The organism is Bifidobacterium sp. C0047B3 (assembly GCF_056590535.1).
In genome coordinates this window covers 38,130-63,458 of record NZ_JBWPWH010000006.1, presented here as the reverse complement: position 1 = coordinate 63,458, position 25,329 = coordinate 38,130, and the positions used below count along the sequence as shown (strand labels likewise).

General features: G+C 46.6%; 14 protein-coding genes and 1 tRNA gene. 3 read left to right on the top strand and 12 right to left on the bottom strand.

Annotated elements, in window-relative coordinates; genetic code table 11:
• From AC1EKT_RS06060 to AC1EKT_RS06035, 6 genes are all read right to left on the bottom strand, one after another.
• Nucleotides 1-1,220: glycoside hydrolase family 25 protein (locus AC1EKT_RS06060; protein ID WP_481616915.1), on the bottom strand; the 1,220-nt coding region annotated here is incomplete at its 3' end.
• Nucleotides 1,221-1,395: 175 nt separating this feature from the next.
• Nucleotides 1,396-1,469: transfer RNA gene (locus AC1EKT_RS06055), tRNA-Gly, on the bottom strand.
• A gap of 119 nt (nucleotides 1,470-1,588) precedes the next feature.
• Complete coding sequence (locus AC1EKT_RS06050) at nucleotides 1,589-2,107, bottom strand: holo-ACP synthase (protein ID WP_481615810.1); 519 nt, start codon at nucleotides 2,105-2,107, stop codon at nucleotides 1,589-1,591.
• A 191-nt stretch (nucleotides 2,108-2,298) separates the two neighbouring features.
• Nucleotides 2,299-11,883 carry a fatty acid synthase subunit beta domain-containing protein gene (locus tag AC1EKT_RS06045; protein WP_481615809.1) on the bottom strand — a complete coding sequence of 3,195 codons (9,585 nt, stop codon included), beginning with the start codon at nucleotides 11,881-11,883 and terminating at the stop codon, nucleotides 2,299-2,301.
• A gap of 128 nt (nucleotides 11,884-12,011) precedes the next feature.
• Entirely contained in the window at nucleotides 12,012-13,631 is a 1,620-nt protein-coding gene (locus AC1EKT_RS06040; RefSeq protein ID WP_481615808.1) for an acyl-CoA carboxylase subunit beta, read from the bottom strand.
• Nucleotides 13,628-15,547 carry an ATP-binding protein gene (locus tag AC1EKT_RS06035; RefSeq protein ID WP_415683650.1) on the bottom strand — a complete coding sequence of 640 codons (1,920 nt, stop codon included), beginning with the start codon at nucleotides 15,545-15,547 and terminating at the stop codon, nucleotides 13,628-13,630. Before AC1EKT_RS06035 ends, AC1EKT_RS06040 begins: the two co-directional genes overlap by 4 nt.
• Before the next feature lie 205 nt (nucleotides 15,548-15,752).
• Between AC1EKT_RS06035 and AC1EKT_RS06030 the strand changes: the two genes are divergently transcribed.
• Complete coding sequence (locus AC1EKT_RS06030; RefSeq protein ID WP_415683648.1) at nucleotides 15,753-16,415, top strand: biotin transporter BioY; 663 nt, start codon at nucleotides 15,753-15,755, stop codon at nucleotides 16,413-16,415.
• 313 nt (nucleotides 16,416-16,728) lie between these two features.
• Here the strand turns inward: AC1EKT_RS06030 and AC1EKT_RS06025 are convergent, their stop codons facing one another.
• Nucleotides 16,729-17,619: a biotin--[acetyl-CoA-carboxylase] ligase gene (locus AC1EKT_RS06025; protein WP_415687550.1), complete on the bottom strand. Its 891-nt coding sequence runs from the start codon at nucleotides 17,617-17,619 to the stop codon at nucleotides 16,729-16,731.
• A 102-nt stretch (nucleotides 17,620-17,721) separates the two neighbouring features.
• On the opposite strand from AC1EKT_RS06025, the gene AC1EKT_RS06020 reads away from it, so the two are divergent.
• Both AC1EKT_RS06020 and AC1EKT_RS06015 read left to right on the top strand, forming a co-directional pair.
• Nucleotides 17,722-19,752, top strand: coding sequence for a DUF6020 family protein (locus tag AC1EKT_RS06020; RefSeq protein ID WP_415687552.1), 2,031 nt, complete (start codon nucleotides 17,722-17,724; stop codon nucleotides 19,750-19,752).
• A gap of 15 nt (nucleotides 19,753-19,767) precedes the next feature.
• On the top strand, nucleotides 19,768-21,114 hold the full coding sequence (locus tag AC1EKT_RS06015; protein WP_415687554.1) for a helix-turn-helix domain-containing protein: 1,347 nt from the start codon (nucleotides 19,768-19,770) through the stop codon (nucleotides 21,112-21,114).
• Nucleotides 21,115-21,263: 149 nt separating this feature from the next.
• On the opposite strand, the gene AC1EKT_RS06010 is transcribed toward AC1EKT_RS06015, so the two are convergent.
• From AC1EKT_RS06010 to AC1EKT_RS05990, 5 genes are all read right to left on the bottom strand, one after another.
• Nucleotides 21,264-21,722: a hypothetical protein gene (locus tag AC1EKT_RS06010; RefSeq protein WP_415687944.1), complete on the bottom strand. Its 459-nt coding sequence runs from the start codon at nucleotides 21,720-21,722 to the stop codon at nucleotides 21,264-21,266.
• 599 nt (nucleotides 21,723-22,321) lie between these two features.
• Nucleotides 22,322-23,017 (bottom strand): 50S ribosomal protein L1, encoded by a 696-nt coding sequence (gene rplA / locus AC1EKT_RS06005; protein WP_004106273.1) that lies wholly within the window; start codon nucleotides 23,015-23,017, stop codon nucleotides 22,322-22,324.
• Nucleotides 23,018-23,031: 14 nt separating this feature from the next.
• Nucleotides 23,032-23,463, bottom strand: coding sequence for a 50S ribosomal protein L11 (gene rplK / locus AC1EKT_RS06000; RefSeq protein WP_004118588.1), 432 nt, complete (start codon nucleotides 23,461-23,463; stop codon nucleotides 23,032-23,034).
• Between the two features lie 327 nt (nucleotides 23,464-23,790).
• Nucleotides 23,791-24,078, bottom strand: coding sequence for a toxin-antitoxin system antitoxin subunit (locus tag AC1EKT_RS05995; protein ID WP_419399234.1), 288 nt, complete (start codon nucleotides 24,076-24,078; stop codon nucleotides 23,791-23,793).
• 64 nt (nucleotides 24,079-24,142) lie between these two features.
• Entirely contained in the window at nucleotides 24,143-25,069 is a 927-nt protein-coding gene (locus AC1EKT_RS05990) for a class C sortase (protein ID WP_481615807.1), read from the bottom strand.
• Nucleotides 25,070-25,329: the final 260 nt, after the last annotated feature.

The following is a 25,329-nucleotide window of genomic DNA, read 5'->3' as shown; positions in this document are numbered from 1 at the left end:
CAAACATCACCATTCTGGCAACGCTGACGCCACCAGCCGCCACCCATGTTCTCCTCTTCAGCAACAGGAGCACCAAGACGACCAGGACCGCCATGAGCATAATATGAATCGCGAAGCTCGTACTGGAGCACAAACTTCTTGTCTCCATTAGTCCATACTTCACGACGACCAGAACTCTTTACAGTCCAGCTACCATAGTTTCGCGTTTCTCCAGAAGGATTAACATTAGTAATAACGTTACCAAACTCAGATACACCGTTAATTTCGCCGCCATCAGCCATGCCGAATGCGTTCAAATCAACGCGACCATCAATTCCGTCAACGCTGCCGTCGGAAGTGTACTGCCATCCGCGCAACGCTGTAGAAATAGGGAATCCTACGCGAGAACCGTAGCTAGCAACCCAGCTTGTACGTTCGTGAATATACTGAGAATTTAATGGTCCTCTCAAATAATTTGCATAAGAGTAAACGCCGAGCTTATTGTAGCCTGCAGAAACTAACTGATTCCACCATGAAGCAACAATATCCTGGTAAACGTATGGGGATGTTGGTGGTTTATGACCACTCCAGCTCCACCTTTCCAAATCGTAATAAACAGGATACGTTAGATCTTGAGGGCTTACTCCAGCACCCCTTAAAAGATTTACAATGTCTGCACCTTCAGCAGCACCATCTTCAGCTTTTTCAGCATAAGAATACATGTAAATGCCAAATGGAATACCAAGACGCTTGCATTCGCTAATATTGCGCAAAGCTTGCTTGTCATAGCCATTATCCCAGCCATAGCTAATACGAATAATCGCACCATCTACTCCAGAAGCTTTTACAGCATCCCAATCAATTTCTTTTTGATGCTCAGAAACATCAATAACCGCCTTAGCGTTATTGACAAACACATCATCATTTCCATCGATAAAAGCCGAAGTACCATCGCCATCGCTCCAGTGCGCACCATACTCATTATCGACAAACGAGCTCTGATACACAGTGCCAGAATGCGATTGAATAATAGGCATAATGACATTTTTGGTATGCACATTAGAATGCACATTTGCATGCACATTAGTACGCATATGTTCAACCGATGAAGATTTTTGCGGCGCAACGACATTCATAGTGAAAGCAGTAGCAGCCGACACTAATCCAACTAATACACGTACGATAATCTGTCCCACGAGTCCTCCAGACATGTTTTTTACGTGTTTCTTCGCTACTACCATAGCAATAGCACCCTAATAACAAGCATAAATTCAATGAAAATGTGAAAATAATATGTAAAATATGCGATTTTTATAAAAAATTGAAATAAAAGAAATGCAAAAAACAAATTGCAATAAAGAAATTACAAAAAACAAAGCAAAAACAAATTACAACGCACAAAGCAAAAATAAAAAATGGAGCGGACGACGGGAATCGGACCCGCGTAATCAGTTTGGAAGACTGAGACTCTACCATTGAGCTACGTCCGCAATTACGCACTATATTCGCACGAAATATTCACGCACAAATATCGACTCGTTCAAGTATACAGATGCTTGTGACATTGACACAAGAGCGCCAAACATATTTTTCTTTTAATGCAATTCTTCTATAAGACTTCAAGTATTACAACAGATGATGCGAAAGCTGAATTATCGTCTAATAATCCGTCATGGCTGAGCGAAATATGCCAACGGATATTAGCTACGCGATCGCTATTAGCTATATGCTCGCTATTATCTATATACTCGCTACTATCCATGCACTCGCTGTGCGCACTTAAAAGCGATTTTACAAGTTGCGAATGCACATCTGCGCTGAGAATAACTCGTGGGCAACCATGGGAATCGTTAAGAATCTCAATACTCGCCCACGGCATGTTATCTAAAGTATACGGGTAAGAGATATTTGCTGTAGACAGCGCCTCAGACCACGCTTTGATCACAGCTTCTTTGCCAGCCCAACGTGCTGCAATATGCAAAGCTTTTTCATCATTCTTAGCTTGCGCACGAAGATCACATTGCCGAAGCTCTCGCACAGAAAACAGAGCACGCCAACCGTTGCCATCCTGCATCTGCTCAGCAAACTGCGCAACGTTTACTAAGTCGTGCCCTATTCCTGCAATCATATACACCTACTTTATACGCGCCTGTAAAGTTTCTGCCGTTTTTTGGCGCGGAAACGACCTTTATTTTACACAACTGTAAAGTTTCTGCCGTATTAAGGCGATAAAACGACCTTTATTTTACACGCGCGTAAAATTTAGGTCGGATTTAAGATAAAATCCGACCTTTTCTTTACATTTGCGACTACTTATACCTAGCAGTAGTATCCGTTCGCGTTAAGGCGAGCTTCAGGATTAAGCAGCATCGCCTTTTCTGCTTCGTGACCGTCGTAGCGAGTGCCATCCGGAAGGCGCGTGCCATCCTTCAGCAAGTGACGATTCTCAACAGGCTCGAACAAAGCCGATCGACCCATCATGCCTTCCTCAAATCGCCTCTGACCTGCAGCCAAACGCGCATTTGCCTTGTTACGCCAATTCTTAAGAGCATCAGCACCGGCGCTAGCAGCAACAGCAGCTTCAAAAGCACCAGGATGAACCAATGCCACAAATCCGCTAACGTGACCGAAACCGAGCGAAGTTGCAAGAGCAGCCTTCACTGCACAAGAGCCTGCACCACCGCCAATGCGCATCGGCTCACGCAACCAAACCATGTGGTCGTCGCGCGCAAGCTTAGGATCCACGCAGTCAAGCGATGCATTTCCAGGAATTACGCCACTTCTAAACAGTTGCGTCAAACCGTTGATTTGGAAGATGCACGCGCCGCCCTTTGCGTGTCCGGTCAGCGTCTTTTGGCTGATTACGAACAGTGGATTGCCGTCCGTGCGCCCGATTGCGTGCGCAAGAGTATTGTGCAACTCGGATTCGTTTGGATCGTTTGCATTCGTAGACGTATCGTGCTTAGAAACCACAGCAATATCGTCCGGAGTAACGCCGAGAGCTGCCAAATCGCGCACGAGCTTAGACTTAGCTCCACCCATGCCTGCAGCCAAAGCACCCAAGCCCGGAGCAGGTATAGAAGTATGAATGCCGTCAGCATACGAATGAATGAACCCGACTACGCCAGCAACAGGCAAACCAAGCTTCAAAGCAATATCGCCGCGCGTAACCAAAATCGTACCGCCGCCTTGTGCTTCAAGGAAGCCTCCACGTCTACGATCATTTGCACGCGAGAAGAATCGTGGATCGATGCCCTTCGCATACATTTCTTCGCTATTGGCAGTTGCGTTCATGTTGCCGAAGCCAACCACGGATTCCACACCGATATCGTCAATTGCGCCAGTTACTACGAAGTCAGCTTTGCCAAGAGCAATCTTATCGACACCTTCCTCGAGCGAAACCGCTGCAGTTGCGCATGCAGACACCGGCTGAACCATATTTCCATAGCCGCCGATATAGGTTTGCATTACGTGAGCTGCAACAACGTTTGGTAGCGCTTCTTGCAGTACGTCCGTAGGAATTTCGTGGTTAAGGAAGCGATCCAAGTACAGTTTTCGCATTGAGCTCATGCCACCGAAACCGGTTCCTTGCGTGGAAGCAACCATTGACGGATGCACAGATTGCAAAATCTCCGAAGGTGTGAAACCGGCGGAAATGTAAGCATCCACTGTTGTGACGATATTCCACAACGCAATCGTGTCAACACTTCCAACCATCGAAGCTGGAATGCCCCACTTTAGCGGATCGAAGCCCTTAGGGAATTGTCCACCGACAGTTCTGGTCATTGCAGCCCTACGCGGCACGCGAATCATAGAACCTGCCTTGCGCGTAACAGTCCATTCGCCGGATTCTGCATCGCGAGCAATCTCAGTATGCGATTCGTCAAGTGCCACGTATTCGCGCGCAATTGTTTCTGTTGGAACGCTGAAACTCACATCGTGATCGAGGAAAATTTCTGCTTCTTCTTCGTTTGCTCCATCTTTGTAGTCGCCGCCCATGCCGGTTTCGAATGGTCGAATACCGGAGCGCGCCACTACTTCATCGCGATATTTCTCTGCAATATCTTCTTCTGGAACAAGCGTGCCTTCAGCATCGTACCAGCCTGGCTTTGGAGAGTCTTGCCAAGTAAGCAAGCCCATATTCCAAGCCAATTCCAGTACTGCTCCTGCAGAAAGCTCCACGGATCCGTCTTCGCGAATTCCAAGTTCTGCTTCGAAACGAGTACGTCCGGAACCCCATGGTCCAAGCTCGCCAACGGAAACGATTACAATTTCGTCTTCTGGACGCGCTGTCACATTCTTCCAATCAGCCAAGTTGACTCGTGGCTGAGTTGGAACGTAAGGCGTTGGGAGTGCTTTGTTGGTTGATTTAGCAGTTGATTTAGCAGCAGACTCGCCAGATTCTGCAGCTTCCGCAGCTTCTTCAGCTTCTTCAGCACGCTTTTGATCTTCTAACGCTTCTGCACGAAGCGCGTTCAAATCAAGAGGCTCCTTGCCTAATCCGCCCGTAAAATCAACATCCAAAGGTGCGATTGCAGCCTGTTCGCGCGCCTCGCGAGTGCACAAATTGAGCAAACGATCTGCCATTTCTTGCGTAGAGTAGGTAGTTAATCCGTGACGCTCAACTACAGCCACAAGCGGATCATTTCCGCCCATTAAGCCAGTTCCACGCACCCATCCAATCTTAGGATGCGCGAAAGTCACGCGATCCGACCACACACTTTCCGCATGCGCACGGTTCACAATCGCATCGAAAGCGCTCTTGACTTCGCCATAAGCACCGTCGCCGCCAAACATACCGCGGTTTGGAGAGCCAGGTAACACAACGTGCATACGATGTTGCACATCCGTATCTGCTCCAATTTGCGCAAATCCAGCGATTGCACGCTCCACTCCCCACAACATTAAGCGAGATTGCGATTCAAAAAGCGAACCAGAATCAACCAAAGTACCGTGAACTGGAGGCGCTGCAAACGGGAAGAACATGCTCGGCTCGTACGCAGGCTTCAAAATCGTAGTTGTTGCGCCGCTAACTTTCTTCGAAACTGTGCCAACCCACTTTACAAGCGCGTCGACATCGCGGTAGCTAGACAAGTTTGCTGGAACAAGCCACAACTTTGCGCCCATTTGAGCGTTTTCGCGATACGCTTTCTTTGCCCAAGACTTAACGCTCGGCTTGAAACTGTGCGAAGTTGCAATAACAGTCGCGCCACCTGCGAGCAAGCCCGTTACTACGCGAGCAGCAATCGAGTTAGGAGCAACGCCTGTAACTACTGCAACTTCTCCTGCAAAACGAGTTGCTTGAGCAGTATCAGCGTTGTTTTGCGCAAGTTTAGTGCGAGAATCGCGAGCAATACTATTAAATATTGTTGCAAGATTGTTTAATTCGCGAGATTTAGAAAGACTTGCAAACCACTCAGCTTCCGAAGCTACTGCTTCCCCGGCACCGAGGAAACTACCAAAATCATTTAAGATTTCAGAAACTTCATTTACCTGAATATCAACATTCTTTCCGGCATACTTGTAGTACAAGCGAGCAACGTCTTCGCGAGCAGAAGCCCAGCGGTCGTCGAAAAGAATTGCCTTTCGCTCATCAAATCGAGGAGCCACTTGCTTTGGCCAATCAGCACCTAATTCTGCTTCAACAGCAGCTACAACAGCAGCATTTTCGTCACTTTCAGTTTCTGCTTTAGGAGCTTCAACACCAAGCTTTGCTAGCACAAACTTAGCAGTTGCAGCAAGTACGCCGTCTGCGCCAACAACTTGCTGCGCAAAAGCGTCAAGAGCTGCAGAATCAACAACAGCACCACCGGCTGCGCCAGTAGAGCCAGGCTGAGAAACGCTAACGCCGTGAGCTTGTGCAACTTGCTGTATAGCTGCGTCGATTAAAGCGTCGGCTGCAGCAGTATTCTTTGCAGGATCAGTTGAAAGTTGCGCAAGATTTTCACCGCGCACGCTAGCACCTTCACGCGTTTGCAAAACCAAAGCCGCAAGCACGTGCGCACGCCAGCCTTCGCCAAGCTGCCAGACTTCCGAAATACGCTTGTCGATTTGCGCTGGCTTCACGCCTGCAGCACCGAAAAGCGCACGCAAACGTTCGCGCACAATATCGGAAAGCACTGCACCAAAAGCCTTGTAGCGAGGAGCAACCGAATCCACAAGCTTTCGCAACGCACTCATTGGAGCTTCTGCAGCACCGTCCACGCTAGCCACGCCAAGCTCGGAACTAATATCCATAAGAAGCTGGTTTCTGCGCGAAGATACGCCGTTTGTGAGCGTATCAGTTGTGTCAGTGTCGCCGATTTGATCAAGACGGATTTTTGCACTATACGCAATCAGCATTGAGATTGCGTCGGATGCTTTGAACGGCAAGTCTGCTACAGGTCCACTTGCTGCTGCGTTAGCAACTGGAGCAGGAGCAGCAGCCGCAGGAGCAGCAGAGGCAACATTTGCAGCAGGAGCCGCAGTCGCAGCCGCATCAGCAGTGCTACTTGCTTCTTGACTATCTTCCTCAGTAAACACTTCAGGCACAAGCGAATCCGTGTCAGTCATATAAACGCGGCCTTCATCACGACCAACGTTGTAAACAGTCACTTTTTCGCCACTAAACTCCGGCAAAGCAAGAGTTTTAGCACCAAGATTTGCCAAAGTTGGCGCGTTTCCTAAACCAACTTCAACATACTCTTCAACGCCAAGACCACCGCGAGCGCGATCGGCAAACATAAGAGCCTGCGTTTCAATCCAGCGAACTGGAGAAGCAAATTGCCATGAAAGCAATTCGGTAAGCAACAAACGACCGAGCTTTTGCTCATCAGCAGCGTAAGACTGCCATGTAGTTTCATCTTCCAAAGCTGCTTCAATGCGCTCAGATGGCACAACATCCAAAATCTTTTGCGCAAATTCTCGCGTAAGCTCAAACGGGCAAGCCACAAGGTTTGGAATGTAACGGTCTACAAGCACAGAGTAATCAATATGCTTCGGCAGCAGCGAATCGAGCTTGTCGCGGAATTCCGGCACGCCCTTTCGAAGAATTCGAGAGTGGAACGGCACGTCAATTCCTGGAACAAACATGAATGGAGGCTTGCCACCATACTCCTTAGCGCGCTTAGAAGCGTCTGCAGCCAATGCCTTCAAGCCCTTAATAGTTCCAGCAATTGCGTACTGCTGACCTGCCAAGTTGTAGTTTACAATTTGCAAGAATTCGCCAGTAGCCTTGGAAATACCATCAACGTAAGCGTTTACGCCTTCGTCTGATACTCCAAACTGGTTTGGTCGAAGAGCACCCATGCGGTAGTTCGAACGACCTTGTGCATCGCGCTCAATCAAGTGATGCATTGTAGATCCGCGGTGGAACACCAATTCAAGCACAGTTTCGAGCGGAATAATTTGCGCGAAGGAGCTCAAAGCATTGTATTCGCCAAGCGAGTGTCCTGCAAAGTAAGCAGGCCAAATATCGCATCCTGCTTCACGCAAACGCGCGGTTTGCGCAAAGGCAACTGTTGCGAGCGCAACTTGCGTAAATTGCGTCAAATTAAGCAATCCTTCAGGATGGTGATAAGTTACGCCGTGAGCAGTAAGTTCCTTCGGATTATCGCGCACGACTGCGAGGATTGAGAATCCAAGCTTTTCGCGAGTAAGCTTGTCTGCTCGCTCCCAAGTATCGCGCACTGCAGGCGACTTTGCACGCTCATCCAGCGACATTCCTTGCTTTTGGATACCCTGACCTGGGTATACGAATGCTGCACGTGGAGCGCGAGTAAGCGCGCTTGCTTTAGACACGATTTGCCCATCAACTCTGCACGTAACTTCCAAAGCAAGTCCGCCGCGACGAACTTTTCCAACGCGTTCAACTGTGATTTCTACTTCGTCATCAAGCTGAACCATGCCGTACATGTTGTAGGACCAGCCAATGAGCTCGTAGCGAGCACCTTTTTCATCAACTGCTTGAGCAACATGTTGAGCTGTTGCGGAAAGCCACATACCGTGTACCAAAGGAGCAGAAAGCCCGGAAATTGCAGCACCTCGCTTAGAAGTGTGGATCGGGTTGAAATCTCCAGAAGTACGCGCGAAAGCGGTCATATCGTGAGGAGCGCGAACTACTACTCTGCGCAAAGCTCTGCGAGGCGTGTCTTCAATTTCGTATCCGTGCAATCCTGCAGCTTCGCCATATTGCGCAGCTGGAGCAGGAAGCGCATTGCTGAAGCTTCGTCCACGAATAGCAAAACGCTCGGTTTCGTGAGCAAGTCGCGTGCCGTCAGCTGCAGTATGCACTACGTGAATAGTTACCACGCGTCCGGAAGCAGATTCTGCATACGGCTCAGCCCAGCCTAGTAAATTAATTCGCTTATCAACATACTTGCGGAAATCTTCGGCATCGACGTCAAGCTCTACTAAATGATCTAGGTGAACAGCGTTAAGCAGACCCTCAATAATCGGGTAGCCATCAACCATTACGGAACCCAAAGCCGAGTAAATAGTTGGCCAAGCAGGGCCTACTAACGCGTCTGGCACAATGCGAGAAGCAAGCAATCCATCTGGAAGTCTTCCAGCAGTAGCAGACTCGTGGTCAATTCCAAGATTTCTCGAGAAAGTATAGGAAGAATGAACCAATCCAAATGGGAAATCTCTATAACCTTCTGCAAGCAAATCTTCCGGCAATTTTGCCAAACTGCCATCTTCTTTTACTGTTTCAACCTTAGGCATAGCGTCAAGCACATCGCCAGTAATCGCAGTATTTCCAATACCTGCGGTTGCTGCAAGCATTTCGTACACGTGCTTTGGCAAGCGCTCGCGGTCTACTACTGGTATGCTTCCAGCTTGACTTGCGTCAACAGTTAGCGGAATTACAATATCTCGTACTGCATGCTTGCGATTTGGCGAGTTTGCAGCGTTTTTTGTAGAGTGTTTAGCAGCATTCTGTGCTTCCTGATTTTCTTGATTATCCCAGAATGTATCTAGCTTAATATCTAAATCAAGCAAAATTACGTCATTATTAGTAGAAGTTACTGTAATTACGTAATTTTCGTCTCCTAAAGACGTTCCGTAAGCAGGGTTTGCAGTTACATGACCAACCCAAGAAATATTCGGGCATGCGCGCACGTAAGCTTCAACGTTTTTAGCATCAGCAATCTGACTAAAAGCAGATTTTGAAGACTTGCTTGCAGCGTTTTCCTTATTTTCTGCTTCTACTCCAGTTTCCGCTCCAGATTCTGCACGATTGAGCATAGCTGCTTCAAAACGTCCTAGAATATCCGCAATCGGCTCATCCATAGTCGTAATTCCAGCCACGGAAATCGGTCCTGGAATTACGCGCACAGCGTCTGCCGAGTAACGCGAATCTTCCGACTGCCAAAGCTGATCTTGACCCCACCAACGCAACAAATCGTTGTCAATAACTGGCACGAATGGCATTGGCTTAGGGTATTCGCGCACCAAAGTTGGGAACCAAGCGGCATCCATTGGCACAACGTTCATCTCGCGAGCTTGAGGCAACGCATCAATCAGCGTATATAAAGCAGCTTGAGGGTGCTTAGAAACTTCTTCGATAGAAGGCAAAATAGAATCAAATTCGCCTGAATCTTGATTAATTAAACGCGCTTCAATACGCTGCAACAAATGCATGTAGCGATCTGCGTAAGTCGGATCCACCCAAGGGTATGCCAAATCTAGGAAACGTTGAGCAAATTGTGCATAAGTCATGCTTTCTACGTCACCAAAATATGGTTTTGCAGTAGAGTTAAGTGCTTCGATTACTTCATCGCGACGCGCTTCAAGCTCTTCAGGATGTTTCATCATATGAACGAGCAATCGACCGCAGCGAGCAGAAGCGTTTTCTAACTCGTAAATATCTGCGTGCAAATGGCTTAAACCGCTCGTCACGCCGCCAATAACTTTGCCAGAAGGCACCCAACGCTCCCCCAAAGGTGCGAACGGATCCTCATCAAAACCTTCAATGCTAGAAGATTTCGGCATCGCAATACCCGGAGTTTCCACAAGCATACGCTTTACTTCAGGGCTTGTATGTGCTTCTTTTGCTGTCATTGCAGCTGTGCCAATCATTACAGCATCAACTGGCATATTTGGCAAACCGTATTCATTAGCCCATTCGCCAGAAATGTAGTCTGCAGCACGCTCAGGAGTGCCAATACCGCCGCCTGCAACAAGCACCAAATTTTCGCACTCGCGCACTTGCGCGTAAGTTGTCATAAGCAAATCGTCAAGAGATTCCCACGAATGGTGACCGCCTGCAGCACCACCCTCAACCTGAACAATAATCGTTGCTGGAGCAACAGCCTTAGCAATTCGCACAACTTGACGAATTTGGTCAACTGTTCCTGGCTTAAACGTTACGTAAGGGAATCCATCAGCTTGCAAAGATGCTACTAATTCCTTGGCTTCGTCAAGTTCTGGAATGCCTGCAGAAATAACTACACCATCAATAGGAGCTCCCGACTGCCTCTTTTTTGGCACGATTCGCTTCGAACCAAATTGCAAATTCCACAGGTAGCGATCCATAAACATGGCGTTAAATTCAATAGTTGCGCCTTCGCGAAGCTGATTTTCAAGCGACTTCATATGACGATCGAAAACTTCTGCAGTTACTTGACCGCCTCCAGCAAGCTCAGCCCAGTAGCCTGCATTTGCTGCTGCAGCAACGATTTCCGGCTCTACTGTCGTTGGCGTCATTCCTGCAAGAAGCACAGGAGCTTTGCCTGTAAGCTTGCTAAATTTAGTAAGTACTTTGCGTCCTGCAGGCGTGTTGATTACTCGAGGCGCAAAATCAGCCCAGCAGCCCGTACGCTCTGGCTCAGAAGCCGAGTCAGCTGTTGAAAGCTCAGCGCGAGAGCGCAATGTAGCAGCCTCTACGATTCCAGCGCCTGTTCCTTGCACAAGCACTCCAGTAAGCTTTCCGAGCACTTCGCTAGGACCCATGTCTAAAATCCAAAGCGAGCGCGCGTCGTTCTGCTCCAAAACTTCGCCAATTTGCGCAGCCCAATCAACAGGAGTTACAAGCACTGCATCCGCCAATTCGCGAGCAACTGTAGTGTTCAAGCCAGCCTCGCTCGCCCACTCTACTACCTGCTCAACTGCAGATTGAAGCATTGGAGAATGGAATGGCACTGTAACATCCAAATATTCAGCAACTGGCGCAAATACAGCTCCACCGCGAACTTTCATTTCGCGCAATTTTTTCGAACGCTTTGTTTCTTTTTGCGCTTCGTTTGCAACAGCTTCCATATCTTCCGGGTATCCTGCAATAACCACGTGATTGTAAGCGTTTTTAACAGCAATTGACACTTCACCGCGCGTGCGCTCTACGCGTGAAATTAACGCTTCTGCCTGCTTTTTAGTAACTCCTTTAAGTGACAGCATTGGCGTGTGCTCGCCGTCACCAGTAATTTCAAGCATGCGAGATTCGCGATCTCCTGCAGCTCCAATTAAGTAGGCAATTGCAAGTAATTCTTCGATTTGAGCGCGAGCCTTCTGCCAAGACTTTGCCTTTATGCGAGCTTTTACCATTTCTGCTGCGATTACGCCTTGAGAATGGCCCAAAACTGCGCACGGCTTGTTTACTTCAAAGTTGTATCCAAGATTTGTTAAGTCGCGCACTGCACCGAACTGTGCAAGCGTAATTCCAGGCACGCTAAGAAGCGCGTTTGCGGCGTTAATATGCTTATTTTCTAGCGCGTCAAACACGTTTATGTCGCCGCCTGCATTTGCTAAAAGCTCAGAATAAATTGGAGACAGCAAAGCTTTTGCGCCTGCTTCATACTCGTGAAGTTCTGCGTTTAATTCTTCGTCTGAACTAAGCTCGCGCAAAGCTTCAACCCACGGAGTTGACTGACCTGCAAACACGAGTGCATGCGGATTATTAGCGAGTTGGTCGAAAAAGTATGTTGTCATGATGTTTCCTTCTCGTTGATTTGGATAAGTTTTATAAATTCTGTAAGTTTTGTAAGGTTTATAAATTCTGTAAGCTCTATAGTTTTTAGTTATAAGTTTGATAATTCCTATAATTTTTATAAATATGCTTACATTGGCTGATTTCCGTGATGCTTTCCAGTTCTGGAAACCCGCTTTTTACTTCGCAAAAGCTTCAATGAGCCAGCAATCATATCGCGAGTCTGCTCCGGATCAATCATTGCGTCAATCTGACCAGTTTCCAGCGAAAGATTTGCATTAACAGTAGTCGCCTCATACTCGTCAACCAGCTGCTTCCTAAGAGCTGCAACGTCTTGCCCGCGCTCTTTAGCTTTTTGCAAATCTTTACGATGAATAATATTCACAGCACCTTGCGCACCCAAAACCGCAATCTGGCTGGTTGGCCACGCGTAATTCACGTCCGCACCCATCGACTTGGAACCCATAACGATATAAGCTCCACCGAAAGCCTTTCGCAAAATAACTGTAACCAGCGGAACTTGCGCATTCGCGTACGCATAAATCACTTTTGCGCCTCGGCGAATAATTCCTGCGTGCTCTTGATCCGAACCAGGCTTATAACCAGGAGTATCTACTAGAGTCACCACAGGCAAATTAAACGCATCGCATAATCGCACAAATCGCGCGACTTTTTCGGAAGAATTTACATCCAAAATACCAGCATTCACCTTCGGCTGATTTGCTACGATTCCAACAGGATGACCCTCAATGCAAGCGAAACCAACCACTGCAGAAGCAGCATACAATTCTTGCACTTGCACGAACTCACCGTAGTCAACTATTCTGCGAATCACGTCGAGCACATCGTAAGGCTGACGGTCGTTATCTGGCACAATACTTGCCAACTCGCGCGCAGTTTCGCGATCCGCGCGCGTTGCAGCGTATGCAAAAGTTGGAGGCTCTGCCTCGCAGCTAGATGGCAAATAAGCCAAAACTGTGCGCGCGTAGTCAATTGCATCCGCTTCATCTTCACCCAAATAGTGAGCGACACCGGAAGTTGCGTTATGCACAAGACCGCCGCCCAAATCGTCCATGCTAATAGCCTCGCCGGTTGCAGCTTTAACAACATCCGGGCCAGTTACGAACATATTTGAGTGCTCGCGAGTCATAATAATCAAATCCGTCAATGCAGGGCAATAAACTGCACCACCAGCGCAAGGACCCAAAATAATTGAGATTTGCGGAATCAAGCCGCTTGCTTCGCAAGTTTTTTTGAAGATGCGACCATATTGCATAAGCGCGCTAACGCCTTCCTGAATGCGAGCGCCGCCGGAATCAATTACAGCAACAACTGGCACGCGAAGTTCAACAGCCATATCTAAAAGATGGCAGATTTTCTCGCCTTCAGCTTTACCTAAAGTTCCGCCGCGCACAGAAAAGTCTTGTGCGTACACAGCAACTTTGCGTCCGTAAACTTCGCCAAAACCGGTGATTACAGCGCATCCGGCAACATCGTTATTTATGTCACCGCCGTTAAAGCGTCCGATTTCCACGAATGAGCCTGTGTCAAAAAGCAGGTCGAGACGCTCGCGAGCAGTGCTTTTGCCTTTTGCGTGCTGACGTTCTAAAGCTTTTTGTTCTGCGTCACGAGCAAGTTGTGCTGCGTGCTGAACTGCAGCTTTTCCGCGACGAGGCTGCAAGTTTGTTTCGTCAGAATTATTCACACTTTTCTCCGAAATTTCAGACTTTTCTTTTACTAAAGTGCTCATTTCTGCTCTCCTTCCGGCTTTTCGGAAGACTTCTCGGAAGACTTTTCGGAAGACTTCTCACCTTCAGACGAATCTCCCTTATTTGAACCAGAAATGTCAATCGTCACAAGCTTTGCGCCCGATTCCACGCCGTCACCAGGCCCCACAAAAATTCCAGTAACAGTACCAGCTGCAGGAGCGTAAACGTAATTTTCCATCTTCATAGACTCAAGCACCACAAGCAAATCACCCTTGGCAACCTGCTGGCCTTCAGCAACATTCACGCGCGTAATAACAGCTTGCATAGGCGCTGCGATTACGCCAGGAATCTGCTTTTGCTCTTCAGATTTGTGAGTACTGCCGCGAAGCGAACGTCCGCGCAAAGGCTGCGAAGCTCTAGAAACGCTACGAACGCGCGCAGAACCAGTCAAATTGTCAACAATATCTTGCGGAATCGTAAGCTTTACGCGCTTATTATCAACCTCAATAATGAAGGATTCCATTGCAGGCTGCTTATTTTCGGACTCATCAGCAGACTTTCCAGAAACAAGCGAAGCCGGCTGCCCACCCAAGGAAGCTGCAGGAACGCGGTTCAAATACTTGCGTTCCATCCACTTAGTAGACACGTCAAAACTGTGATTTTCCGCAGTGAACTCAGGGTCGTTAAAAATCTGCTCAAAAAGTTTCGCTGGAGTTGGCACGCCCTCAATGCAAAGTTCCTTCAAAGCGCGACGCACGCGAGCAACAGCAGTTTCGCGACTTTGCGCAGTAATAATAAGCTTGCCCATCATCGAATCGAATTTTGGCGAAATATTATCGCCAACTTCAACACCAAAATCGACTCGAATACCAGGGCCGGAAGGCCACTTAATCTTCGTCAAAGTGCCGGAACTTGGAGTCAAATTCGTAGCAGGATCTTCCGAAGTAATGCGAAGCTCGAAGCTGTGTCCGCGAGGCTCTGGATCCTTAATCAACTCGCCGCCGTCAGCAATATTGAGCTGTTCTCGCACTAAATCAAGTCCGCTAACTTCCTCACTAACCGTGTGCTCAACTTGCAATCGCGGATTAACTTCCAAGAAGTAGACTTTATGCTGAGAAGTCACCATATATTCGCACGTGCCAAGACCAACGTAGTCAACAGCTTCAAATAGGTTACGAGAATATCGGTAAAGCTGATCTTTTTCATCGTCAGTCAAGAACGGTGCAGGAGCTTCCTCAACCAGCTTTTGGTTTCGGCGCTGCACCGAGCAATCGCGCGTGGAATATACGGTGAAATTTCCGTGAGCGTCGCGGCCACACTGCGTTTCAACGTGGCGAGCTTTGTCAATAAAACGCTCAATAAAATATTCGTCTAAGTCGCCGCCCTGAAGAGCGTCGTGATTCATGTAAAAACCGCGCAACTCGTCGTCGTTACGAACGACTGTAATGCCGCGTCCGCCGCCGCCATCCGTGCGCTTCATCATCACAGGATAGCCGTGCGTTTGCGCAAAAGTTAAAAGTTCTCGAATATCTTTTACAGGCTCCGAAATGCCTGGAACTGGCGGCACTTTCGCGCGAACTGCCACGCGACGAGCCGTAATTTTATCTCCCAAATCAATAAGAGCTTCCGGACGCGGACCAATCCAAATAACTCCAGCATCGTTAACTTTCTTAGCAAAAGACGCAACTTCCGAAAGGAAACCGTAACCCGGGTGTACTGCATCCGTGCCGCTTCTTTTAATAATGTCAAGAATCGCATCTTCGTTTAAATAAGTATCGCGATACGTGTCTCCGGAAAGTGCGTACGCTTCGTCTGCCATTTCTACAAACTGCGCATTGCGATCAGTCGGTGCGTAAATAGCAACGGTAAAAATGCCCATTTCGTGAGCCGTGCGAATAACTCGCAAGGCGATTTCACCGCGGTTTGCGATGAGAATTTTTTTGATATTCGTAACCATACGTTACAAGATATTAGAAAAGTTGCGTTTACGGATGAGTCGACATACACAAAAGCTAGAGCAAAATTTTGTACACTTCTCCAATGCACATGATTTTTTAGGCACGTAATGTGATTAGCGAAACGGAAAACAACCGGCAAAACCGTTTAATTGACAACCTATTAGCCGCAAACGGCAAACCGGAAATAACCAAAAGAAGGTTTTCATGACTAACATAAATCAAAATAATGCAGCAACAGCATCAGCAAATTCAAACGTTGCAAATAAGTTGAAAGTAGCTGCAGCATGGCTTGCAAAGCCAGCGCTTCTCACTGTGCTTTTGGCTCTTTCTACTATGGCAGGCGCAATTTATCTTCCTATTACTCCTGTGCCTATTACGTTGCAAACTCTTGTTTTGTGCATTATTGGTTTAACTTTGAGCTGGCGCGAAGGCGTAGCTTCTGTAGTTATGTATCTTGCTGTTGGAGCAGCAGGTTTGCCTGTGTTTGCTGGCTTTAAGGGCGGATGGGCTGTTTTCGTCGGCCCTACTGCAGGATTCTTAGCCGGTTTCATTTTTGGCGTTGCTGCAACCGCTGCTTTGAAGCGCGTATTTGACGTAGCTCTTGACGCAATGATGCCAGAAAACTCCTTCAAGAAGACTTTCGCACGCTTCTGCACTTACTCTGTAGCTTCTATAATCGGCACGATTGTGATTTACGCATTCGGCATTTTCGGCCAAAGCTACTTAACTGGCATGCCACTTTCAACTGCCGCAGCAACCTTGATTATCTTCATGATTGGCGATTTGATTAAGGCTTTTGTTGCGAGCGCGGCTTGCTCCGGCTTGTACAACGCACTTAATAAAAAGGCGCGCTTTGACCGAGCTTGAAATCACTGGGATTTCAAGCTCGGTCAAAGCGTGATTTGGCTCAAATGTGAAGCACAGTGTGCTTCACATGCCAAATCAGCCGAACGGCTACCAAATAGCCGTTCGGAACAAGCGCTCAGGCATGTCGTCGCACTGCGCGAGTGTCCCATTCTGCCTGTTTTGAGACACGTGCGCAGAACGACAACTGCACTAGTGTCCCAAAACCACAATCAAGAGACACTCACGCAGTAACTCAACTGCACTAGTGTCCCAAAACAAGCAAAATGAGACACTAGTGCAGAAAGCAAGTCATCGCGTTTGCTTTATTTAAATCTCATTTTTCATACGCAACTGCGTGCACATCACCGCTTTTTACCACAATCTCCTCGCCAGATGCCTCACGAATCGTAAGCGACGCATCTTCTCCAAGCCGCACAGCAGTTCCTGTCACCACGCTTCCGCCAACTGGATGCACGTTAACTTCGCGCCCAAGAGTCCAACACACACCATTTACTTCTTGAAGCAAATCTGCAGCGTTACATGGATAATCGCGCATAAAATCACCAAGTCTAGAACGCAATCCAGTAACGATTTTTGCAGCAATCTCATCGCGCAATTCTTTAGCTTCCGGCAAATCAGTCATATGCATTTGCAGCGAAGTCGCCATTTTAATTGGCAATACTTCTTGCGGCACGTGCAAATTCAATCCAATTCCAAAAATTACTCCAATAACACCATCCTTGCTTGGATTAGCTACGATTTCTGTTAATATTCCGCCTTCTTTGCAATCGTGCAAAAACACGTCGTTAGGCCATTTAAGTTTTATCTCGCAAGCATCACCGTGCATTGGCGAGCTTCCGCACTCTTTAAACGTTTCTAGAAGTGCGTCACGCGCTGCAAGCCCTGCAATAATAGGCAGCCACCCATTGTGACTTGCGTCCATAACAATTGACTTCGGCAGCAAAGTTACGAATGAAACTAAAAAGCTTTCCCCCGGGCGACTTACCCACGCGCGTCCAAGCCTGCCGCGACCTGCTGTTTGCTTGTCTGCCACAATAGCAACTATTGCTGGCTTTCCGTCATCTCGCGCGATTATTTCGCCTTTTTGTATCATTTCTCGCGCAATATTTTGCGTAGAATCTGTAATTGCGAAATATTTTACCAAATCTGCTACTTCTGATGTCTGCGGCATCAATGCCACACTTTGCGAAGAAAAAATAGTCATATGTATAATTTACATCAGATCATATTTTTGCGCGCGTCATTGCATGTTTTGCGCGCAATAGCAAACAAAGTAGCTAGGCATCAATTAAGCAGGTGTTAACACATGGAGCGCATACGTCGCAAAACGCAGTACGAAAAGCCGCGTAAATTGCGTGCTATTGCAGCACGTTTTTTGGATTACACTCTTGCTGCTTTGTTATGTTTTATACTTGCTTTTTGCACTAGCTTGGGGCCAATTTTCCGCAGTCAAAATATTAAAGTTCATTTAGGGTCAATCGCTGATTTTTCGTCAGTTAATTCTTTTATTTTCGTTGCTGCCTTCATAATATACGCACTAATATTGGCTGCGCTTATTTACTACGGTAAAAATAAAAAGTTTTTGCCTAAATATCAACCTTTTACGAAATTAATAAAGTCAATTGCGTTAAGAAAAAATAGCGAAAATAAAAAACAGTCAAAATTACAAAAATTTACTACTAAACACACTATTTTCCGCAATATTTCGCATTTTCTTTTAAAATCTGCAAAACTATTTTTTAATTGCGCTAAATGGTTTATTAACCACTCCACTCGCAACAGAAGAAACCTATTTCTTACTTTTTTCGTGGGTTGGATTTGGGTTCCAGCTACGTTACTTGCTGCATACGGCGCGGACATATGCTCGCAAATTCGCGAGTACAGTTGGACTTGGAATAAAGTTACAGGCTTAGATCAGCCTTATATCGGCTTCTTTAGCTTTGTCCCAATGGATATTTACCCGACTGCGCACTACTTGTGGCCGCCTCACCCAACTTATTTAACAGATCAGCACAACATTGTTCTAACTGTTATTTATGGCGCAACAACAGCAGTCTCCAGATACTTTACCGACTCAAACGACGCTGGAATTGTACTTCTTGCTTTCATGCAATTTGCATTTGCAGCATGGTGCGTTTGCGCAACAGCACACCGCTTCTTAAACAAACCTTGGCTTAACGCAGAATCTAGCTCAACAAATTGCAACACAACAACTTTTGCAAGATTCGTTATTCTGCTTATGTTTTTGCTTAATCCGCTTGTGTTGTGCTCAACTATTGCGCTTACAAAATCTCCGCTTTTTGCGTTCGCTTTTGTTTGGTGGTTCGGCATAAATTACGAGTTAACTAATTGCTATCATGCGAACGACACTAAAAATACACCTAGCACAGAGCCGAGTGCGCAAAAGCCTAGACTTCACACTGTTTTGGAATTAATTATTTCAGTGTGCGTAATGCTTATTGCTGCAAAATACGCTTGGTATATTCTGGTTTTTCAATTCGTGCTTTTAATTATTTTTGAGCGCAAACGCTGGCGTTTGTGGGTTTGCGGAATTTTGCTTCCGATCGTTGTGATTCACGGCTCGTTAATTATGCTTATTTCGAGCGGTGCTATTATTAGCGGCGATCCTATTGAGAGTCGCGGCATTCAGTTACAACAAATTGCACGTATAGCTAAGCTTGATCCGCATAGCATACCGCGTAGCGCAAAGCGCATTATTGCACCAATTTTTAATCTGGATCAAACTGCAGAAGCATACAAACCTTATGACGCAGACCCTGTGAAATCTTCCGGATTGCAGTCTAAAAAAGTGAGTTATCGTTGGAGATACGTTACTAAAGATAATATCCGTAAATTAGATTTCGCTTGGTGGCAAATGATTACGCATAGTCCACTCGTTGCAACTGACGCTTTTCTTGCGAAAACTTACGGATACTTTGATATTTTTGACCGCCCGTATGTTGGACCAGAATATTACATAGACACTGACAGCATACAAAAATCTGATTGGATTAAATATTGGAATCCTAAGTGGAGAGCTAAATTTGCAGAAGATATTAGCACGTTTAGCGATATTCCTGTTTTAAGTTGGCCAATTCACGGAAATACTTTCGTTATTTTTACACTACTTATCGGTGTTGCAGAAATTATTCTTCGCCGTTGGCGTACATTGTTATGGCATATTCCACTTGCCTTGCTAGTTGGAGTTATGATTCTTGCTCCAGCTAATAATTTTGATCGGCATATGCTACCGTTAGCTTTTGTTTTCTGCTTTGTAGCGCTTACTTTTTGGCGAGATACTTTTACTCAAGCGCGCTATAATAGTAAAGAATGTTAGGATCAGAGGCACAAGATGGACGAGAAGAATACACCTCAGTTTGCGCAAGATAGCAGCGCTGCTTCTTCTGTTATGTCCGAAGAGAATCATGAAGATAAACTTGAGGAAAACAACTTACTTAGTAGCGATTTTCTTTCGATACTAGCAAGCGTACAGGCAGCAGAAAATCATGCGGAAGATTCTAATATTGCTAATTCTCTTGAAAGTGAACAGTTGAACAAAACGCAAGTAAACGCTGTATCAAATGATCAAGAAGATTCTTCTAAAGCAGAGCAAGAAAACGAAGAAAAGCACAAGCATCACTTGTGGCATCGTCTTTCATCAAATCAAAGTCGTTCAAGTCGTTCAAGTCAATCTTCTGAAAATAGTAGAGGCAATAATTCACCGAGTTTTACTCCATTGCCCAGCGCGCAAAAATCAACTAGCTCGGAGCCGCTTAGAATTTTCGACAATCGTGATGGTCAAGTTTTTGACGCTGCTATGCGTTTGCAATTACATTCGATTATTGCAACGTGCTTAATGAATGGTATTGCAGATGCTCGCATTGACGCTTTCATGCATTTGCTTCAATGGTCAGATTCGCCAAAAGTTATTGTTATTGCAGGAACTTTCGGCACTGCAATTAAGCCAGATGACGGACCAAATCGCAAGCCAGCACCAGATATTCCACCTGATAACACTGACACTTTGCGCCGAAATATTTGGCCGCAGCTCGGCAGTTGCAATGCTTACGATGCGATAGTTGAGCGCGCACAAAGTAGTGCTTTGCAACGCATTACGGGAGCTTGGCAAAAAACGCAAGCACTGATATCGGCATCTACAAAAAATTCTTCTAATTTTGCAGCACCTTCTCACATTATTCTGCTTGCTGTGCGCGAAAATCCTAGCGATCAGGCTTTAGAGAAGCTGTGCAAAGTTTTTGAAAATTCTAATAAACCGATTTGTGTCAGCAGCATGGTTGAAGGAGTTGAGCAGATTTCTTCCGCTCTTACTGCTACGCTTGCCGCGATTGCTGTTGCTCCAGCAGTAAAACATTTGCCGCAAATAATTCACACGGATGATTTGCTTCCAGAGCGAGCGCTTATTGGCGATGCCACAGCTTTTGATACTCTTTACAACAAGGTTTATCAAAGCTTGGCTCCTTACAGCCACGACGATCCGACTTTGGAAACTATTGATATGTTCTTGCGCTTTGGTGGAGCTCTCGACCAAACAGCACACGAACTTAATGTGCATCCAAATACTGTGCGTTATCGTTTACGTAAAGTTGCGCAAACTACAGGATGGGATGCTACGGATCCGCGCGCCGCTTATGTGCTGCAAACAGCTATAACAATTGGCAGAATTCGCGATTCACACTAAGTCTAAATTCGCGATTCACAATAACTCTAATTTTACAAACAAAAAAAAACGTGCGGCGCAAAACCAAAGGTTTCACACCACACGCTAAAGTGCAAGAAAAAGTAAGCACAAGGAATAAGAATATATTGGCTTGTGCTTACAACACTAATTTAGTGACGAATCTTGCGAAGAGCAGCGCCCATGCCGGCAAGAGCAGAAGCAACTACAGCAACCATAGCTACTGCAGCACCGGTAGGAGGAAGCTTATGAGCTGGCTTAGCTGGAGCTGGCTTAGCTGGAGCTGGCTTCTTATCATTCTCATGGAAGTCGCTAGTAGTGGCTTTGTTGTACAAAGTATATGTAGCAGGCTCGCAAACTACAGTGCCCAAGGAGTTCTTGTAGCAGTGATTCCTATCAGGAACCTGGGTAGGATCAGTATAGCCCTCAGGATTAGCAGGAGCCTCATGAGTCTCTGGATACAAATTTTGTCCATTCAATGGATCTGGAGTACCGTACTCAGTAAGTACAGTATGATCTTCATCCTGAGCCATTGCTGGAGCAGCAAAAGCACAACCTGCAAACAAAGTAGCAGCTGCAGCAAAAGCTGCAATGGTCTTCTTCTTTAACATATTAGACCTTCAATCTCTTTTATCTAACCCCTGCAAAAAAGTTAGTGCTAAAACGCAGAAGCAAGATACCAATATTAAAACTGGAATAAACCAACTCGGAATAAACCAACCCGGAATAAACCAATCTAGATTACAATAACACAGGGTACACCACTTTTTTACAAATAGAAAGCATTTTAAAGAAAAACACCTAAATAAGGGCATTTTTTGCAATAAACAAACTACTAGTAGTATAAGAGAATGTTTAGAACTTGGCGCTAAATCACAACACGCAGTGAGCCTACATGCGTCGCGAATTCTCTATAAGCGCGACCTCTCCCGCGCCAAAACATCTCACGTAACCTATTCGCGTTACTAACGCAGATAGCATACTGCGCAAGTAACGCAAAATCACAATTATTCGTTACTAACGCAGATAACGTACTGCAACAGTAACGCAAAATCACAATTATTCGTTACTAACGCAGAAACGCAGTGACGCGAGTAACAAAAAACGCTGAAAACATGACTCAAAAGAGCACATTTTCAGCGTTTATAAGTTTTAAACTTAATTTACTACTTACCAGCCATGCTTTCGCACAAACTATGCAAGCAATAAATCAGGCAGCGATGCTGGCGATATCAACTGGAACACCAGGAGCCATAGTGGAAGTCACAGTTACCTTAGTAATGTAACGACCCTTGATGGTGCTTGGCTTCAAGCGGCGGATTTCGTCTGCAACAGCCTTGAAGTTCTCTTCAAGAGCCTTAGCATCGAAGGAGAGCTTGCCGAAGAGGAAGGACAGGTTGCCCTGGCGATCCACGCGGAACTCAATCTTACCGCCCTTAATATCAGCAACAGCCTTGGCTACATCCATAGTCACGGTGCCAGTCTTTGGGTTTGGCATCAAGCTACGAGGACCAAGCACACGACCCAAGCGGCCAACCTTACCCATCATATCTGGGGTTGCAACGACTGCATCGAAGTCAAGGAAGCCACCGGCAACCTTTTCGATAAGCTCGTCATCACCAACGATGTCGGCGCCAGCTTCCTGAGCCTCAGTAGCCTTTGGGCCACGAGCGAACACCAAAACCTTAGCGGTCTTACCGGTGCCGTTTGGCAAGTTAACTACGCCACGAACCAACTGATCAGCCTTGCGAGGATCCACGTTAAGGCGCATAACAGCCTCAACGGACTCGTCGAAAGCGTGCTTTGGCATGCTCTGCAACAAAGCGATAGCTTCAGCTGGGGTGTACAGGTTATTGCGGTCGATCTTCTCAGCCGCTTCACGATACTTCTTAGAACGCTTAGCCATTTCTACACTCCCTTTCAGTCGGTAACGGTAATACCCATCGAGCGAGCAGTACCCGCGATGATCTTCATACCGGCCTCGACGTCACGTGCGGAGAGGTCAGGCATCTTAATTTCGGCGATTTCGCGCACCTGAGCCTTGGTCACAGAACCAACCTTGTGAGTCAATGGATTCTCGGTGCCCTTCTGGATTCCAGCAGCCTTAAGCAACAAAGCAGCGGCTGGTGGGGTCTTCAAAATGAAGGTGAAGGAACGATCTTCGTAAACGGTGATCTCAACTGGGACGATCTGACCCATCTTGTCCTTCGTCTGGTCGTTATACGCCTTGCAGAAGTCCATGATGTTCACGCCGTGGGAGCCTAATGCTGGGCCCAGTGGTGGAGCTGGATTTGCCTTACCAGCCTGAATCTCGAGCTTAATAAGCGCGGAGACTTTCTTTTTCGGAGCCATAATATGGTTCTTCTTTCTTGTACAAGCGGTTCAAACGGTTGCTGCAAACGTTGGTATAGTCGCTTCTTACAGAAGTAAAGCACTTACGAAACGTTGCTATAAAGCCGTTTTGCAGCTTCCTCCCGCATCTTGTATTGCTGTGCTGTGCTAGCGGATTCCTCCTCCAGTCACAAGCCTTCCTATTATGCCACATCTTCGCGACACGCTGCATTACGGAAGCTGCGGCTATTTTTGCACAACAGCAAAAGTTGTAAGTCTACTTCCAAGTTGGGTACAAACTTAAGAAAGTTGAAAGACAGACATCGGAAGTTTGCAAACGCTTAACAATCACCGCACTTGCTGCGAAAGAAGCAGTTTGCATGCTTCGCGCACAACATCCCCAATCTTCACACCCTGCTTATCCGCAGAAGCTTTTAAAGCATCAGCATCTTCAGCAGATATACGAAAAGTTATAGGCAACATAGCTTCTTTGTAAAGAGGCGGTCTACCAAGCGGCTTTTTAATACGCAAATTACCAGCTTTCCCATGATAGATACCTTTTTCAGCATCACTTTCCCATTTATCGAGCATTTCATCAGTGACATCAACGCCACCTTCACCACGAAAATTAGCCATAATCACTCCAACTCTCAATACTTTCGTATACGAAATGCTATCACATATTAATTAGACTTATCAACTATTTACTAACAACATATTTTTTACCCACATGCTTAGCGCTGGCAAGGTTTGCAGCACGGCGACGACGCTTGCGAACCGCAGCAATAATCATCGTCGCAAGAATCACCGCACAACCGATGAGCGCGAGCATGAACATCGTCATCCAAAGCGGCCACTGCAACTTATCGCCAGGTGCGAAAACTGGATCTGGCAGCACACGATATCCCGTAACCAACAGCCTCTGCGTATTCACACCATACGGAGTACACGTAAGCAGCGTCGCCAAATCGCGCCCATTCTCGCGTTGAAGCAACCTAATATCATGCGGATCGACCACGCTAATTCGGAATACCCTGTAACGCAGCGTCTCCCCTTGCACGTCAAAATAGAAATAGTCGCCCTTTTTCAACTCCACTAAATCATCAAACATGGTCGCATTCGGCAAACCCGTATGCGCCGTCACGACCGCGTGACGCGTTTTGCCACCAACCGGCAAATCCGTGCCATACAAGTGCCCAGCGCCATACGCCAAAACCTCCTGCGAACTACCGTGATAAATCGGCAGTTTAACGCCAATCTTCGGGATTTTTACGATACCCATAATCCCCATCGGCTCATCCAGCTGCTTAGCGTACTCCTTATACTCCGGCGTCTTCATGTAATCCGTCGTGCCATCGTAAGGATCAGCCGTAATAATCGACTTGTGGCGCGCATTATAACGACGAGCCGCGTTCAAAATCTTCTCGCGAGCACTCGCAGTCTGCTTACGACTCAAACGATCATACGCAGCGGAAATCTCCTTCGACACCTTGTTATTCCACAATGTTGACGCAACCGGGTATGTGAAGCACAGAATTGCAGCAAGCGCGAGGGCAATTGGCTCTAAAATACGGCGCAAATGCGATTTCTTGCGTTTTACTTGCTTTTCCTTTTTCTTAGCCTTCATTCCTACTCCAACATATTTTCACGCTTCACTACTATCAAGTGTTGCGCACTTCCCTTACTTGTTGTTGCGCGAACGACATGACCTGCATTCGAGCTTTTCCCAAGATTTGTTACATATGTCTTTCGCGTGAGACATATGTAACGTTTTTTGACCCAAATTCGTTATATTTGCATCATAGATGAGACATTTGTAACGTTTTTTAGCTTAATTTCGTTAGATTTGTCTCACTCATAATGCAAATATAACGCGCGCGATTTTCC

Excerpts from the sequence above, each read along its gene's own strand:
- AC1EKT_RS06035 (WP_415683650.1), bottom strand. The coding sequence starts at position 15,547 with ATGGTTACGAATATCAAAAAAATTCTCATCGCAAACCGCGGTGAAATC.
- AC1EKT_RS06020 (WP_415687552.1), top strand. The coding sequence starts at position 17,722 with ATGGAGCGCATACGTCGCAAAACGCAGTACGAAAAGCCGCGTAAATTG.
- rplK (WP_004118588.1), bottom strand. The coding sequence starts at position 23,463 with ATGGCTCCGAAAAAGAAAGTCTCCGCGCTTATTAAGCTCGAGATTCAG.
- AC1EKT_RS06045 (WP_481615809.1), bottom strand. The coding sequence starts at position 11,883 with ATGACAACATACTTTTTCGACCAACTCGCTAATAATCCGCATGCACTC.
- AC1EKT_RS06015 (WP_415687554.1), top strand. The coding sequence starts at position 19,768 with ATGGACGAGAAGAATACACCTCAGTTTGCGCAAGATAGCAGCGCTGCT.
- AC1EKT_RS06040 (WP_481615808.1), bottom strand. The coding sequence starts at position 13,631 with ATGAGCACTTTAGTAAAAGAAAAGTCTGAAATTTCGGAGAAAAGTGTG.
- AC1EKT_RS05995 (WP_419399234.1), bottom strand. The coding sequence starts at position 24,078 with ATGGCTAATTTTCGTGGTGAAGGTGGCGTTGATGTCACTGATGAAATG.
- AC1EKT_RS06050 (WP_481615810.1), bottom strand. The coding sequence starts at position 2,107 with ATGATTGCAGGAATAGGGCACGACTTAGTAAACGTTGCGCAGTTTGCT.
- AC1EKT_RS05990 (WP_481615807.1), bottom strand. The coding sequence starts at position 25,069 with ATGAAGGCTAAGAAAAAGGAAAAGCAAGTAAAACGCAAGAAATCGCAT.
- AC1EKT_RS06010 (WP_415687944.1), bottom strand. The coding sequence starts at position 21,722 with ATGTTAAAGAAGAAGACCATTGCAGCTTTTGCTGCAGCTGCTACTTTG.
- AC1EKT_RS06025 (WP_415687550.1), bottom strand. The coding sequence starts at position 17,619 with ATGACTATTTTTTCTTCGCAAAGTGTGGCATTGATGCCGCAGACATCA.
- AC1EKT_RS06030 (WP_415683648.1), top strand. The coding sequence starts at position 15,753 with ATGACTAACATAAATCAAAATAATGCAGCAACAGCATCAGCAAATTCA.
- rplA (WP_004106273.1), bottom strand. The coding sequence starts at position 23,017 with ATGGCTAAGCGTTCTAAGAAGTATCGTGAAGCGGCTGAGAAGATCGAC.